General features: G+C 42.0%; 15 protein-coding genes and 1 tRNA gene. 11 read left to right on the forward strand and 5 right to left on the reverse strand.

The genetic code is table 11. From position 1 onward, the window contains the following. The first annotated feature begins 43 nt into the window (after positions 1-43). The 3 genes from glmM to ACO5E4_RS01880 all read left to right on the forward strand — a co-directional run bounded on the left by glmM (position 44) and on the right by ACO5E4_RS01880 (position 2,454). Positions 44-1,378, forward strand: a complete 1,335-nt coding sequence (glmM, locus tag ACO5E4_RS01870) for a phosphoglucosamine mutase (protein ID WP_485861873.1) — start codon at positions 44-46, stop codon at positions 1,376-1,378. Between the two features lie 18 nt (positions 1,379-1,396). Beyond that, positions 1,397-1,867 (forward strand): phosphohistidine phosphatase SixA, encoded by a 471-nt coding sequence (gene sixA / locus ACO5E4_RS01875; protein WP_485861874.1) that lies wholly within the window; start codon positions 1,397-1,399, stop codon positions 1,865-1,867. A 95-nt stretch (positions 1,868-1,962) separates the two neighbouring features. Beyond that, entirely contained in the window at positions 1,963-2,454 is a 492-nt protein-coding gene (locus ACO5E4_RS01880) for a hypothetical protein (RefSeq protein ID WP_485861875.1), read from the forward strand. 18 nt (positions 2,455-2,472) lie between these two features. Here the strand turns inward: ACO5E4_RS01880 and minC are convergent, their stop codons facing one another. Further along, the gene (gene minC / locus ACO5E4_RS01885) at positions 2,473-3,135 is read right to left on the reverse strand and encodes a septum site-determining protein MinC (protein ID WP_485861876.1); all 663 of its coding nucleotides are present in this window, start codon (positions 3,133-3,135) and stop codon (positions 2,473-2,475) included. Positions 3,136-3,219: 84 nt separating this feature from the next. On the opposite strand from minC, the gene ACO5E4_RS01890 reads away from it, so the two are divergent. From ACO5E4_RS01890 to truB, 8 genes are all read left to right on the forward strand, one after another. Further along, complete coding sequence (locus ACO5E4_RS01890; RefSeq protein WP_048748887.1) at positions 3,220-3,471, forward strand: YcgL domain-containing protein; 252 nt, start codon at positions 3,220-3,222, stop codon at positions 3,469-3,471. Positions 3,472-3,570: 99 nt separating this feature from the next. Next, a tRNA-Met gene (locus ACO5E4_RS01895) sits at positions 3,571-3,647 on the forward strand. Between the two features lie 155 nt (positions 3,648-3,802). Beyond that, positions 3,803-4,258, forward strand: coding sequence for a ribosome maturation factor RimP (gene rimP / locus ACO5E4_RS01900; RefSeq protein ID WP_485861877.1), 456 nt, complete (start codon positions 3,803-3,805; stop codon positions 4,256-4,258). A 23-nt stretch (positions 4,259-4,281) separates the two neighbouring features. After that, a complete protein-coding gene (nusA, locus tag ACO5E4_RS01905) occupies positions 4,282-5,778 on the forward strand; it encodes a transcription termination factor NusA (protein WP_485861878.1) in 1,497 nt (498 codons plus the stop codon). A gap of 15 nt (positions 5,779-5,793) precedes the next feature. Next, complete coding sequence (infB, locus tag ACO5E4_RS01910) at positions 5,794-8,283, forward strand: translation initiation factor IF-2 (RefSeq protein WP_485861879.1); 2,490 nt, start codon at positions 5,794-5,796, stop codon at positions 8,281-8,283. A 62-nt stretch (positions 8,284-8,345) separates the two neighbouring features. Beyond that, positions 8,346-8,621: a hypothetical protein gene (locus ACO5E4_RS01915; protein ID WP_485861880.1), complete on the forward strand. Its 276-nt coding sequence runs from the start codon at positions 8,346-8,348 to the stop codon at positions 8,619-8,621. 48 nt (positions 8,622-8,669) lie between these two features. After that, positions 8,670-9,056 carry a 30S ribosome-binding factor RbfA gene (rbfA, locus tag ACO5E4_RS01920; RefSeq protein ID WP_314816096.1) on the forward strand — a complete coding sequence of 129 codons (387 nt, stop codon included), beginning with the start codon at positions 8,670-8,672 and terminating at the stop codon, positions 9,054-9,056. Continuing rightward, positions 9,056-9,976: a tRNA pseudouridine(55) synthase TruB gene (gene truB / locus ACO5E4_RS01925; protein ID WP_485861881.1), complete on the forward strand. Its 921-nt coding sequence runs from the start codon at positions 9,056-9,058 to the stop codon at positions 9,974-9,976. Before rbfA ends, truB begins: the two co-directional genes overlap by 1 nt. Positions 9,977-10,013: 37 nt before the next feature. Here truB and ACO5E4_RS01930 read toward each other — a convergent pair whose 3' ends face one another. The 4 genes from ACO5E4_RS01930 to ACO5E4_RS01945 form a co-directional block, all read right to left on the reverse strand. Beyond that, positions 10,014-10,844 (reverse strand): DNA ligase, encoded by an 831-nt coding sequence (locus ACO5E4_RS01930; RefSeq protein ID WP_485861882.1) that lies wholly within the window; start codon positions 10,842-10,844, stop codon positions 10,014-10,016. 177 nt (positions 10,845-11,021) lie between these two features. Next, a complete protein-coding gene (locus ACO5E4_RS01935; protein ID WP_485861883.1) occupies positions 11,022-11,765 on the reverse strand; it encodes a YdcF family protein in 744 nt (247 codons plus the stop codon). Between the two features lie 30 nt (positions 11,766-11,795). Continuing rightward, positions 11,796-12,761, reverse strand: coding sequence for a polysaccharide pyruvyl transferase family protein (locus ACO5E4_RS01940; protein WP_485861884.1), 966 nt, complete (start codon positions 12,759-12,761; stop codon positions 11,796-11,798). Then, complete coding sequence (locus tag ACO5E4_RS01945) at positions 12,758-14,281, reverse strand: oligosaccharide flippase family protein (protein ID WP_485861885.1); 1,524 nt, start codon at positions 14,279-14,281, stop codon at positions 12,758-12,760. The genes ACO5E4_RS01940 and ACO5E4_RS01945 overlap by 4 nt, the downstream gene beginning before the upstream one ends. Between the last annotated feature and the right edge of the window lie 107 nt (positions 14,282-14,388).

Below are 14,388 nucleotides of genomic sequence, written 5' to 3' on the forward strand. Positions count from 1 at the left end.
CATAAAATAATAAATAACATTTTTATTGAGAAGGAATTGAAACATGGCTGAACGTAAATATTTTGGGACTGATGGGGTGCGTGGCAAAGTCGGTAGCTATCCGATTACGCCTGATTTTGTTTTAAAACTCGGTTGGGCTGCAGGTAAAGTGTTAGCGACACAAGGGTCTCGTATCGTGCTGATTGGTAAAGATACCCGAATTTCGGGCTATATGCTTGAATCCGCCCTTGAAGCCGGTTTAGCGGCAGCCGGTTTATCCGCTGCATTCACCGGCCCAATGCCGACCCCGGCCATTGCTTATTTAACCCGCACTTTCCGCGCGGAAGCCGGTATCGTGATTTCCGCTTCCCATAATCTGTATTATGACAATGGGATTAAATTCTTTTCTACACAAGGGACGAAATTACCCGATGATGTGGAAGAAGCCATCGAAGCCATGTTGGAGCAACCTATGGACTGTGTTGAATCTGCTGAATTAGGTCGAGCCAGCCGAATTAAAGATGCTGCAGGCCGTTATATTGAATTCTGTAAAAGTACGTTTCCGGCGCATTTGAGTTTAGAAGGTTATAAAATTGTGGTGGATTGTGCCAATGGCGCAACCTACCATATTGCGCCGAATGTTATGCGTGAATTAGGTGCAGAGGTAATTGAAATCGGCACCCATCCGAATGGCATGAACATTAACGAAAAATGCGGTGCAACGGATATCAAATCCTTGCAACAAAAAGTGTTAGAAGTAAAAGCGGATGTGGGGTTGGCATACGATGGTGATGGCGACCGTTTAATTATGGTGGATCATCTCGGGAATAAAGTCGATGGTGACCAAATATTATTTATTATTGCGCGTGAAGCCTTGCGCGAAGGGCGTTTGCAAGGCGGTGTCGTAGGCACCTTAATGAGCAATATGAGTCTTGAACTTGCCTTAAAACAATTAGCCATTCCGTTTGTGCGCGCCAATGTGGGCGACCGTTATGTGTTGGAACAAATGCAAGAACGCGGTTGGGGCTTAGGCGGTGAAAACTCGGGGCATATTATTATTGCTGATCGCAATACGACCGGTGATGGCATTATCGCTTCTTTAGCCGTGTTGACAGCAATGGTAAAACATCATTTGTCGCTGAACGAATTAGCAGATGCAGTCAAATTATTCCCTCAAGTGTTAATTAATGTGCGTTTTGCCGGTGGTAAGAATCCATTAGAAAGTGATGCTGTAAAAGCAGTGGCTGCCGAGGTTGAAAAACGCCTTGCCGGCAAAGGACGTATTTTACTGCGTAAATCAGGCACTGAGCCGTTAATTCGCGTGATGGTGGAATGTGAAGATGGCACATTGGCTCAGCAATGTGCAGAAGAAATCGCGGAAGCGGTGAAGGCCAATTAATCTTTAAGGTCGTTATAAATGCATTTATTTATTATGCGTCATGGCGAAGCAGAATTGATGGCGAACTCGGATAAAGCGCGTCATCTTAACGCTAACGGCAGAGAGCAATCCCGACTTCAAGGAATGTGGCTAAAATCCACCGCACTTGAGTTCGATAAAGTCTTGGTGAGCCCTTATACCCGTGCTTTAGAAACCTTTGATGAAATTAATCAGGTTTTTGACCAACAACTTTCTGATAAATTGGAAGTGTGGGAAGGCATTACGCCTTATGGTGATTCCGGCTTGGTTAGTTCTTATGTGGCTTTGTTGGAAAAAGAAGGACATTGCAATCTCCTGCTGATCTCTCATTTGCCTTTAGTCGGTGATATTGTGAAAGAATTGTGCGGTCGAAATCCGGCGAGTTTTTATCCCGCTACGATTGTTGAGGTTCATTTGAATAATCACCGAGCTGAAGTTAAAGAAATAAAATATTTCAGTAAAACGAATTAAAAAACATTTCTTTTTACGTCATTTTGTTACACACTGTAAACGTCTTACAAAATAGGTTTGTGAGGCGTTTATTTTTTTATTTGTTAGGAGCTACTATGAAAAAATCAGTATTAACCGCCTTAATCTTAGGTGCAGTGTTAAGTCTTACCGCGTGTGATGACAATAAAACTTCACAACAAGTTGAACAGGCTAAAGCCAGTGTTTCAGAAGCAAAAGAAGCGGTAGTCAGTGCAGCACAAGATGTAAAAACAGCAACCGTTGAAGCTGTTAAAGAAACAAAAGACGCTGTGGCAGCAAAAGCAGGCGAAATGAAAGATGCCGCTGCTGAGAAAGTCTCTGAAGCAAAAGAAGCTGCAACTGAAAAAATGGATGCAATGGCAACCAAAGCAGGAGAAATGAAAGACGCTGCGGCTGAGAAAGTGGCTGAAGCAAAAGAAACTGCAGCTGAAAAAATGGATGCAATGGCAACTAAAGCAGGTGAAATGAAAGATGCCGCAGCAGAGAAAGTGAGTCAAGCTGCAGATGCAGTATCTGAAAAAGCGGCTGAAGTGAAAGAAGCCGTAAAAGAACGCACTGAAAATAAATAAAAAGCAGATTGTCTGCTTTTAGAATGGGATAAAAACTAATTTATCCTTTTCAGCAAAAATCCTGACTGAACGATATAAAAATTCAGTTGGGATTTTTTCTTTGTGTAAGAAACGGCTATTTACCGCTAAAAATTCGGCATCTAAATATTGTGTATAGATCGCACCGGAATTGCTGTTGACCCCCGCCATGGCACGTCCTAATAATTCGCCATAAATATGAATATTGCCATCTGCGGCGACTTCAGCACCTTGTTCTACGTCGCCATGAATAATCAAATCACTGTTTTTCGCATAAATGACCTGTTTATCAATAACATTGTGGGTTATGACTTTTGTCGGCAGATAACGTGGCTCGGGAAGTATTTCTGAAAGATTATCAATATTGCCTAGAATCGGTAAATCGGCGGTTAAAATTAATTCTCTTTGCAGATGGTTTTGCCAGTCGGCAACCCCAATGACGTGAATGTGATATTCGGCAAGCAGGGCTTTTAGGTCGGTTAAATTCACTTTTTCCAGCATAGGATTGAATTGCAAAATTACTTCAATGTTTTTAAATAATGAAGGGGAAGTTTTGCTTTTCTTCACCAATGCGCGCTTAATTGCGGTCAAGCTTGAACTATGGATACTGATAAATACAGCAGAAAATTGACCTGTTCGTAGTTCGATAATATCTTGAGCCATAAAGAAATTCCAAGGAAAAAAGTTGCTTAATGATAATGAATTATTGCAAAATCGGCAACTTGAACCTTGTCTTGGAGCAAAATTATGCTATGTGCTATTTATAAAAGCCCAAAAGAAGCGGGCATGTATCTTTATATTGAAAAACGCGATCAATTTGATGCGCTACCTGAAGCGTTATTAACGGTTTTTGGTAAACCGGTTTTTGTTATGTTGTTTAATCTTGCCGGTACAAAACCGTTGGTAAATGCCGATAAAACGGAAGTGTTGCAGCAAATTAAAGAAAAAGGATTTTACTTACAAACACCGAAAAAAGACGATTGGTTGTTTAGTCTTTAAAAGTGCGGTGGATTTTCAGGCATTTTTTTCTCAGGCTTTTACTGAATTAAATCTTGCTATTTGTGTTCTAGAACACTATAATACGCCACATATTTCGGACGCGGGGTGGAGCAGCTTGGTAGCTCGTCGGGCTCATAACCCGAAGGTCGTCGGTTCAAATCCGGCCCCCGCAACCAATCACAAGTTCAGTAAAAAGAACCCCAATTTTGGGGTTTTTTTATACGATAAATTTGTTGTTTAAATATCAACGCGTTGTTTTTAATACGTTGATAATTATTGAAAAACTGGGCTGTAAGCCCTTTTTTTACGTCTATCGTTTAGGGAGGTTGTTTTGGCAACTTTGGAACAAAAATTACAGGATTTATTACAAGGTTCGGTAGAAGATCTAGGCTGCGAGCTTTGGGGCATTGAATGCCAACGCGTCGGTCGTTATTTAACCGTGCGTTTATTTATTGATAAAGAAGGTGGCGTAACAGTAGATGATTGTGCCGATGTAAGCCGTCAAGTGAGCGCTGTGTTAGATGTGGAAGATCCGATTGCCGATAAATATAACCTAGAAGTCTCTTCACCAGGTTTAGATCGCCCATTATTTACCTTGGCGCAATATGCCCGTTATGTCGGGCAGGAAATTGTTGTGCATTTGCGTATTCCGGTGGCGGATCGTCGTAAATGGCAAGGCGAATTGGCGAAAATTGAAAATGACATGATTACGTTGATTGTGGATAAACAAGAACAGGTTTTGGCGTTTGGCAACATTCAGAAAGCCAACGTTGTTGCGAAATTTTAAATTTAAAGAAGGATAGAAAAAGCATGAGTAAAGAAATTTTATTAGCGGCAGAAGCCGTATCCAATGAGAAATTGCTTCCGCGTGAAAAAATTTTTGAAGCGTTGGAAAGCGCCATCGCCCTTTCCACCAAAAAGAAATACGAATATGACGTTGATGTTCGTGTTGCAATTAATACTAAGACCGGTGAGTTTGACACATTCCGTCGTTGGTTAGTGGTGGAAGAAGTGAATAACCCGACAAAAGAAATCACCTTAGAAGCAGCTCGTTTTGAAGACCCTGATGCACAAATTGGTGATTATGTGGAAGATCAAATCGAATCTATCGCCTTTGACCGTATTGCGATGCAAACTGCGCGTCAAGTGATTAGTACGAAAATTCGTGAAGCGGAACGTAGTAAAATTGTTGAACAATTCCGCGCGAAAGAAGGACAAATTATTACTGCGACGGTGAAGAAAAGTAACCGCGACAGCCTGATTTTGGATGTGAACGGTGAAGATGGTAATAAAGCTGAAGCCGTGATGTTGCGTGAAGATATGTTGCCACGTGAAAACTTCCGTCCGGGTGACCGTGTGCGCGGCGTGTTATATAAAGTAAGCCCGGAAAGCAAAGGTGCACAATTATTCGTAACACGTGCTAAACCGGAAATGTTAATTGAATTGTTCCGTTTGGAAGTGCCGGAAATTGGTGAAGAATTGATCGAAATTAGAAGTGCAGCACGCGATCCCGGTTCTCGCGCCAAAATTGCGGTGAAGAGCAATGATAAACGTATTGACCCTGTAGGTGCTTGCGTAGGGATGCGTGGTGCTCGTGTTCAAGCGATTACCAATGAGTTAGGCGGCGAACGTGTTGATATCGTGCTTTGGGATGACAATCCGGCACAGTTCGTGATTAATGCTATGGCGCCGGCAGATGTGAGTTCTATCGTTGTGGATGAAGATAAACATGCGATGGATATTGCGGTAGAAGAAGCTAACTTGGCGCAAGCCATTGGTCGTAATGGTCAAAATGTACGTTTGGCCACTCAATTAACCGGTTGGATGTTAAATGTCATGACTACACAAGACTTAAATGCGAAACACCAAGCAGAAGACGACAAAGTATTGAACTTGTTCATTGATGCGTTGGAGATTGATGAGGAATTTGCACAGTTATTAATTGATGAAGGTTTCTCTACGTTAGAAGAATTGGCTTATGTTTCCGTGAGCGAATTAACCGCCATTGACGGTTTGGAAGATGAAGATTTAGTAGAGGAATTGCAAACCCGCGTGAAAAATGCCATTACAGCGAAAGCATTGGCAGAAGAAGAAGCGTTGAAGAAAGCAAAAATTGAAGATCGTTTGTTGAATCTTGAAGGCATGAATCGTCATATTGCCTTTAAATTGGCAGAAAAACAAATCACGACCTTGGAAGATCTTGCTGAGCAAGGCGTTGATGATTTAGCCGACATTGAAGGACTCAGTGCCGAACAAGCTGCAGATTTCATTATGGCAGCTCGAAACATTTGTTGGTTCACTGAGTAATGAAGGAGTGAAAAGATGACAGAAGAATTAAAAAATGCCCCAAAGAAACTGAGCTTGCAGCGTAGAACAAAAACGACCGTGAGCGGAACGAGCGCTTCCGGTAAGAGTAAAGAAGTGCAGGTTGAAGTGCGTAAAAAACGTACAATTCCAACAGAGGCGGCACAAAGAGCTGAAGAAGCTGCAAAATTAAAAGCGAAACAAGAAGCTGAACAAAAAGCGGCGGAAGAAAAAGCGCTAAGAGAAAAAGCGGCAAAAGAGAAAGCAGCAAAAGACAAAGAAGCGGCGGAAAAAGCGAAACAAGCACAAAGTGCGGTTGAAAATAAACCTAAATCGGTTGATCCGGAAAAAGAAAAACGTAAAGCCGAAGAAGCAGAATTACGCCGTAAAGCGGAAGAGTTAGCCCGTCAAAAAGCGGAAGAACAAGCGCGTAAAGCGGCTGAGGAAGCAAAACGTTATGCTGAAGCTGATACGTCAAGCAATGAAAGCGCATCAGAAGATTATACCGATTACAATTTAAGCTCTCGTTATGCTTTAGAAGCAGAAGATGAAGAAGAACGTCGTAATGAAAATCGTGGCCGCGGTAAAAATAAAGTCGCTAAAGCGAAAAAAGGCGGGCGTGATGATGAAAGCAATAAAAACGAGCGCGAGTCTAACCGCCGTAATCTAAAAGACGGTAAATTCGGCAAAGGTAAAAATGGTAAGAAAGGTGCTGCATTACAACAAGCCTTTACAAAACCTGTTCAGGCAGTGAAAACAGATGTTGTCATTGGTGAAACCATTACCGTTGCAGAATTAGCAAATAAGATGGCGACCAAGGCGACTGAAATCATCAAAGCGATGATGAAAATGGGCGAAATGGTGACCATTAACCAAGTGCTTGACCAAGAAACGGCGCAATTAGTAGCAGAAGAATTAGGTCACAAAGTTATTCTTCGTAATGAAAATGAACTTGAAGAAGAAGTATTAGGCGATCGTGATATTAATGCTGAAAAAGTAACTCGTGCGCCGGTTGTTACCATTATGGGGCACGTTGACCATGGTAAAACCTCATTACTTGACTATATTCGTAAAGCCAAAGTGGCAGCCAGCGAGGCGGGTGGTATTACTCAGCATATTGGTGCATACCATGTAGAAATGGATGACGGTAAGATGATTACTTTCCTAGATACTCCGGGACACGCGGCATTTACCTCTATGCGTGCACGTGGTGCGAAAGCAACGGATATTGTTGTGCTTGTGGTGGCAGCTGATGATGGTGTGATGCCTCAAACCATTGAAGCGATCCAACATGCGAAAGCAGCCGGTGCGCCTTTAGTCGTTGCGGTAAATAAAATTGATAAACCGGAAGCTAATCCGGAGCGTGTAGAACAAGAACTACTTCAACATGAAGTCATTTCTGAAAAATTCGGTGGTGATGTGCAATTCGTACCGGTTTCTGCGAAGAAAGGTATGGGTATCGATGATTTATTAGATGCCATCCTACTTCAATCAGAAGTCCTTGAATTAACCGCAGTGAAAGACGGCATGGCAAGTGGAGTTGTTATCGAATCTTACCTTGATAAAGGTCGCGGTCCGGTGGCAACCATTCTGGTTCAATCCGGTACTTTACGTAAAGGCGATATCGTACTTTGCGGTTTTGAGTATGGCCGTGTACGTGCAATGCGCGATGAAAATGGCCAAGAAATCAATGAAGCAGGCCCATCTATTCCAGTGGAAGTGTTAGGCCTTTCCGGTGTGCCGGCAGCCGGTGATGAAGCAACAGTCGTTCGTGATGAGAAAAAAGCACGTGAAGTGGCATTACACCGTCAAGGTAAATTCCGCGAAGTGAAACTTGCTCGTCAGCAAAAAGCGAAACTCGAAAATATGTTTAGCAACATGACAGAAGGTGATGTTGCTGAACTTAATGTCATTGTGAAAGCTGACGTACAAGGTTCTGTAGAAGCGATTATTCAATCGTTACAAGAGCTTTCTACTGATGAGGTAAAAGTGAAAGTAGTTGGTTCCGGTGTAGGCGGTATTTCTGAAACCGATGCAACGTTAGCGGCAGCTTCTAACGCGATTATGGTTGGCTTTAACGTTCGTGCGGATGCCTCTGCTCGTCGTATTATCGAAGCCGAAAATATCGACCTGCGTTATTACTCCATCATTTATGAGCTATTAAATGATGTAAAAGCAGCGATGAGCGGTATGTTACAACCTGAATTTAAACAAGAAATCATTGGCTTGGCTGAAGTACGTGATGTGTTTAAACATCCGAAATTCGGTGCTATCGCAGGTTGTATGGTGACCGAAGGTGTTGTGAAACGTAACAACCCAATCCGGGTATTACGCGACAACGTGGTGATCTTTGAAGGTGAATTAGAATCTCTTCGCCGCTTTAAAGATGACGTATCTGAAGTGCGTAACGGTATGGAATGTGGTATCGGCGTGAAGAACTACAATGACGTAAAAGTTGGCGACCAAATCGAAGTGTTTGAAGTCGTTGAAATTAAGCGTTCAATCTAATCGATAAAAAGAGCGGTCAAAATTCAACGTATTTTTGACCGCTTTTGTCATGGGAGCTAAAAATGGAATCAATGGTTGGTTGGGCAGCTATCAATGCTATTTTGATTGCTTATGGGTTTGGGCAGAAGAAATGGAAATTTCTAATGCTCCCCATTGCTGTAAAACTTTGTTTTTGGATAGCCAGCATTTATCATGCCCAGTTATCCTATGAAGAACGTGGGGCAGACTGGAGTCTAGTTGTTGTTGTGATGGATGTCATCGTGAATGTCATCGCAGGTCTCATTGGCGTAGTGATCGGTTTTATCCTTCGCCGAAATAAAACCAAATCAGAGAAATAATTTGTAACCTATAAATGTAGGTAACACTTACTTAGTAAGAGAAATATTATGGCAAGAGAATTTAAACGCAGCGATCGTGTCGCACAAGAATTACAAAAAGAAATCGCCATCATTTTGCAACGTGAAGTGAAAGATCCGCGTATTGGCATGGTGACGGTGTCCGATGTGGAAGTATCCAGTGATTTGGCTTATGCAAAGGTTTTTGTCACTTTCTTATTTGATCATGATGAACAAGCGATTGCGCAGGGCATGAAAGGCTTGGAAAAAGCCGCACCGTATATTCGCACGCTGTTAGGTAAAGCTATGCGTCTGCGTATCGTGCCGGAGATTCGTTTTATCTACGATCAATCCTTAGTGGAAGGTATGCGCATGTCTAACTTGGTGACAAATGTTGTGCGCGAAGATGAGAAAAAACACGTTGAGGACAAAGACTAATGTCCAAACCGCGTAAACGTGGGCGTGATATTCACGGCGTGTTTTTATTGGATAAGCCGCAAGGTATGTCTTCCAATGACATCATGCAGAAAGTGAAACGCATTTTTCAGGCGAACAAAGCAGGGCATACCGGCGCGTTAGATCCTTTGGCTACCGGCATGTTGCCTATTTGTTTGGGCGAAGCCACCAAGTTTTCGCAGTTCTTGTTGGATGCCGATAAACGTTATTTAGTCACGGCAAAACTGGGAGAACGTACCGACACATCGGATGCAGAAGGACAGGTTGTCGACACCCGTGAAGTGAAGGTTAAAACGCCTGAAATTTTGACCGCACTTGAGCAATTCCGTGGGGATATTTTGCAAGTGCCGACCATGTTTTCAGCATTGAAACACAATGGTAAACCGCTTTATGAATATGCTCGTCAAGGTATTACGGTAGAGCGGGAAGCACGTCCCATTACGATCTTTGAACTGAACTTCATCGAATACAATGCGCCTTATTTAACCCTTGAGGTACATTGTTCCAAAGGCACTTACATTCGCACCTTGGTGGATGATTTAGGTGAGCTATTGGGCTGCGGTGCCCATGTAACGATGTTGCGTCGCACGGCAGTGGCAGATTACCCGACAGAAAAAATGCTAGATTGGCACACTTTACAAAGCTTGGCAGAACAGCAAGATTTGAGTTCGTTAGATGCTTTATTATTGCCGATGGATACTGCTGTGGCAAAATTGCCGGCATTAACCTTAAATGAAAGTCAAAAACAAGGTATCGGATTTGGTCAACGGATAAAATTTGATAACCCTAACAGGTTGCAAGGACAAGTGCGGTTATTTTCCTATGAAAATCGCTTTCTTGGCGTGGCGGTGATTGATGAGAATAACGTAATCCGCCCACAGCGATTAGTGGTGTATGAATAAAAAGTGCGGTGAAATTTCACCGCACTTTTTTTATGTTTTATGGTGCGCTAGGTTCTTCGATTTTTTTGCGCCAGTAAGTAGCAAATCTTGGTTTCCCCTTGTTGGTTAACCCGCGGTATTTATAGGTTATGCTTGAGCCGATAGGTGGGGGATTGAGGCGATCAGCCAATTTAAACCCGGAACCAATTTTGAATTGACCACGGTGATTCTCACAGGTAATCGAACCCATGACATTTTCAAATTGCCCTTTGCCTACGTGGTGGGCAATCACCGTGCATTCTTCATCAAGTGCGGTCTTTAATTTGAGAATTTGTGCGCTACGTTTTCTTTCGTAGGGCGCATTGGGATTACGAATCACGATACCTTCGCCTTTTTGCTGTTCCACCTGTTGTAAGAATTGTTGAATGTGTTGCGAATTTTCAATGGGGATTTGTTCGATAATTTCGATGGGCGCCGTTGGGTGTTGTGCCAAATAGATTTTTAATTGCGCTAAGCGTTCAAATAAATTGCCTTTGGCATCAGGCACATCAAACACATGAAGCTTTAGCTTATGCCAACCTTTATCTTGTTGAGAACGAACAATCGAGGAAATTTCCGCAAATTGATCACGTTGGCTAAATAATTCGCCATCAATGGCAAACGGAGGAAATTCCGCTAAAAAATCCTTTGGTGGCGATAGTGTTATTCCACCTCGAGTAAAAAGCTGTTTGCCGTCCCAATAGCCACGGACACCATCCAATTTTTCACTCATCACCCATCCAACCACGTTTTGATCTTTATAGTTTTCTAACAACATTAAATCAGGTTTTTCGGCGTGACAGGAAATACTAAAAAAGAGTAGATTAAAGAAAAGTTTAAAATAGCGCATAAGGAGACCTTGAAATAAAAATTATCCTAAAACAAGGCGGCGAGACTCATGAAAAATGTCCTCGACTTTTGTGAACCTGATCGCAAATAAAAGATAAATGGATATAAAAAATGCGCCTGAAGAAGAGCGCATTTTTACGAAGAATTGATTAAAAGTGCGGTGAGAAAAACAGAGACATTATTTCTCTTTGAGATAGCCGATCCACTCTTTCAGTAATTGCATATTTTTTGCCATTGCACCGGCTTGAGGCACAAAGTGCATCATGTTTAATCCGTAAGAGTCAGGTGTAATGCCTTCGCCTACGCTTGCCGGCAAGACATCAAAGCCTTGCTGTTGAAACAAGAGTTTTGCCCGTTGCATATGCCATTCATTGGTCACCAGAATGATTTTATGGATGCCTTCTTTTTCTAATAATTGACGGGTGTATAAGGCATTTTCTTTGGTGGTTAAAGATTTTTCTTCTAGCCATTTCGTCGGCACATTAAAGAAAGTTTGTAATTCTTGGGCAGAAACCTTGCCTTCTGAGGCACCGGTCGGGCTGACTCCGCTAATCAACAAGGGCAGTTGCGTTTCTTTTTGTAAGTAAGCCGCATAGCGCAAACGTTCCAGCTGTGTAGCAGAAGACGCCAGTGGCGCATAGAGTTCTTTGCTATCACGTACACCCCCACCCAATAAAACAATGGCTTGTGCTTGTTTATAATCGTTTAAGGTTAAATGATCTTCGGTGACTAAGCTGTCTTTTAACGTTTGTGCCGTATAGGGAATGCTGACCAGATAGAGCAACACAATGCCGGAAAAAGCACAAAGGCGGCTTAGTGTTTTGTATTTAAAGACTGAAAATAAAAGCGAGAATAGCCATAAAATCAAAATATTAAATGGCGGTAGCATCATGGCGGTGATGAGTTTTTTTAGTTCAAACATGATTTCTTCCATTAATCAAGGCACAACATCTCATTTGTGTTGTGTGTAAAACGCAACGAAATCCAATGTTTTTGTCCATAAATTGGCGTAGCCGGTGTTTTTGCCGTAAGAGTTATCACAAACCACGTTTGGAATTTCCAATAAACAGGAAAAAATGTGACCGTGAAGACGGGTCGTGGTGATGTTGTCATAGCTTAAAAAGGTTTTGGCAACGCGTTTTATAATGCATCGGGTGTATGCTTTCCAAAAGCGGTGGACAAGGTTTTTTAAACCGGTTAACTGATGACGCTTGGCGAATTTAGCTAAACGCCAAGTAACGGCTAAGACTAAATCATCTCGTTCAGATAACATATCTTCCCAGTCTTTAATATGACTTCCCGCAGGGAGTTGAGCGGTAATATTTTTTTCGATATCACTGGCTTCGATGTCTTTTCGTAAGAAATAAAGCGATTGCCCTGTTTGGGTATTTTTTGTTGGCAATGTCCCATACAGTTCATGCGCCATGTCCGGTGATAAATACACGTTGGTCGAAAATTGTTCAAAAGTTTTTGCCGTTCTTTCGTCACGCGCCAATAAATGACAATCAGGATGTTGAGCAAAAAGTGCGGCGGATTTTTCCAGTGTTTCTTGGCTTTTATAGAACAACGTTTGTGGTAACACAATTACACGGTTGTGGAGAAACGTTTGCACCACCATTTCGCGAATTTTTTGGTGTTGTGGATAAAGATCGCCGAAATTCCCCCCACCATGCAGCAAAATCGTGGTGTGTGGTGTGATTTTTTGTTTAAGCTCTTCAATATCCACATCAAATTCACTGCGTTTTAAGGTGACACGAATATTGTGATCCGTAAAAAACTGTTCTGTTCCGTGATAAATCAATAAATCGCCCACGTTTAAATGCAACGGGTAATCAAGATAAAAAACATCGTTTTTATCTTCAATTAAATCTGCAATCGGAGCTAACTTGTTTTTTAAATCAATGAGTTGTTGATTCATCTTTTCACTCTTTTTCTTAAATAGCTAAATAAAAAGTCTTTTTCAGATTTGTTGAGACCCATTATGAGAATCACTGAAATTAACACAACTTCAAGCAGGATAGCTTCTCCCACGAATTCAAAGAATGAATAAGTGCGTTGGGTATCCGAGAAATAAATTAAGCCTAATAATAAGGCGAAAACCAAGCTAATATTTGTTAAGTATGAGACAAATTCTTTGCGATTAAATTTAATTCTTTTGTTTATAAAGTAGAGGCGATAAAGCTGCATGAAAAGTGCGGTGCAGAATTTTCCAATAAAGGCATAGACCGGATTGTAGCCTAAAGTAAACAGATAATAGGCAAGCGGCACAGTGCAAAGATCGATAATCGCCAAGATAACGTTGTATTGTTTAATGGTTTTAGAACCGATAGCCAGCGCCGTCATCCAAAATGACCCTGCCATGGCACTGATGAGAGAACAAACAAGCGTGGCTTGTACGAGTTTATCGGTATACATTGGCACATGATCGCCCAGCCATAATGTCAGCAATGTGTGGCTGAAATACAACACCGGTGCAGATAAAATGGCAATTAGATAAAAAGAATATTTTGAGGTGCCCAAGATTAGCTTTTTATTTCGCTCATAGTCTTTTGCCGCATAGGATTGCACCAATTGCGGGTTAAACGCCACTTGGAAGTTGTTTACAAAACTATACACGGCGGTATCCACTTGAGTCGCAATGCCCACCGCCGCATTTGCGGCAACACCGAAGAACAGGTTAGTCACCATATTCAGCCCTTGCGTTGATCCTACATACGCAAGTTGCCCCACCAGCATCCAGCCGGAAAAACTCATCATTTCTTTGGTGGTATGCCAATCTTTTTCAAAATGGAAACGGGTTTCCGTGTAGAAAGCTTGGCGTGTGAAACGAAAATAAAGGGTAAACACCAATAGGCTGACACACAACAACAAGAGGCTGTAAGAAATCAGTTTGTCGTAGTGTTCGATATGCATCAAGATAAAGATGGCCGTCAGTTTAAAAGCGGTTTCAGCTAACCCCAACCAGGCATAAAAAGCCATTCTTTCATGGGCAACAATCATGGCGTTAAAAGGCACTTTGATAATTTCAATCAAGGCAATGATCAAGGCGACCTGATAAACAATATTGGCCGCTTGCATACGCGCGGCAGGAATAATTAATTTATGGTTAAGGAACCACAGCCCAACGGTTTCTGCCAATAGCACCACAACCAACATAATCAATAAGTGATTGAGAATACTGATGTTAAAGACTTTATTAATGCGCTTGCTGTCGTTGGAGGCTTTTTCGACGTTAATGAAACGTTGTGTGGTGGCAGTCATGGTGCCGTTAAAGAAGGAGAATAAAATCACCACGCCCATAACAATGTTGTAGATCCCGAAATCTTCCACGCCTAATACGCGCAACACCACGCGTGAGATATACAGCATCGCGCCCATATTGAATAACATACGGACATAAAGAAAGAGGGTATTTTTAGCAATGGTTTTGTTGGACATCGGGAAAATCGAACTTGTGTTTTTGCCGTAAAATAGGTGGGGGATTATAGATTTCTTTAGTATAATCAGCAATCTTTTATGCAACTATTTCCCCTTAATAGCATCAA

Source organism: Aggregatibacter sp., from assembly GCF_057314075.1.

Excerpts from the sequence above, each read along its gene's own strand:
- glmM (WP_485861873.1), top strand. The coding sequence starts at position 44 with ATGGCTGAACGTAAATATTTTGGGACTGATGGGGTGCGTGGCAAAGTC.
- ACO5E4_RS01880 (WP_485861875.1), top strand. The coding sequence starts at position 1,963 with ATGAAAAAATCAGTATTAACCGCCTTAATCTTAGGTGCAGTGTTAAGT.
- minC (WP_485861876.1), bottom strand. The coding sequence starts at position 3,135 with ATGGCTCAAGATATTATCGAACTACGAACAGGTCAATTTTCTGCTGTA.
- ACO5E4_RS01940 (WP_485861884.1), bottom strand. The coding sequence starts at position 12,761 with ATGAATCAACAACTCATTGATTTAAAAAACAAGTTAGCTCCGATTGCA.
- sixA (WP_485861874.1), top strand. The coding sequence starts at position 1,397 with ATGCATTTATTTATTATGCGTCATGGCGAAGCAGAATTGATGGCGAAC.
- rbfA (WP_314816096.1), top strand. The coding sequence starts at position 8,670 with ATGGCAAGAGAATTTAAACGCAGCGATCGTGTCGCACAAGAATTACAA.
- nusA (WP_485861878.1), top strand. The coding sequence starts at position 4,282 with ATGAGTAAAGAAATTTTATTAGCGGCAGAAGCCGTATCCAATGAGAAA.
- ACO5E4_RS01915 (WP_485861880.1), top strand. The coding sequence starts at position 8,346 with ATGGAATCAATGGTTGGTTGGGCAGCTATCAATGCTATTTTGATTGCT.
- ACO5E4_RS01930 (WP_485861882.1), bottom strand. The coding sequence starts at position 10,844 with ATGCGCTATTTTAAACTTTTCTTTAATCTACTCTTTTTTAGTATTTCC.
- ACO5E4_RS01935 (WP_485861883.1), bottom strand. The coding sequence starts at position 11,765 with ATGTTTGAACTAAAAAAACTCATCACCGCCATGATGCTACCGCCATTT.
- ACO5E4_RS01945 (WP_485861885.1), bottom strand. The coding sequence starts at position 14,281 with ATGTCCAACAAAACCATTGCTAAAAATACCCTCTTTCTTTATGTCCGT.
- ACO5E4_RS01890 (WP_048748887.1), top strand. The coding sequence starts at position 3,220 with ATGCTATGTGCTATTTATAAAAGCCCAAAAGAAGCGGGCATGTATCTT.
- infB (WP_485861879.1), top strand. The coding sequence starts at position 5,794 with ATGACAGAAGAATTAAAAAATGCCCCAAAGAAACTGAGCTTGCAGCGT.
- truB (WP_485861881.1), top strand. The coding sequence starts at position 9,056 with ATGTCCAAACCGCGTAAACGTGGGCGTGATATTCACGGCGTGTTTTTA.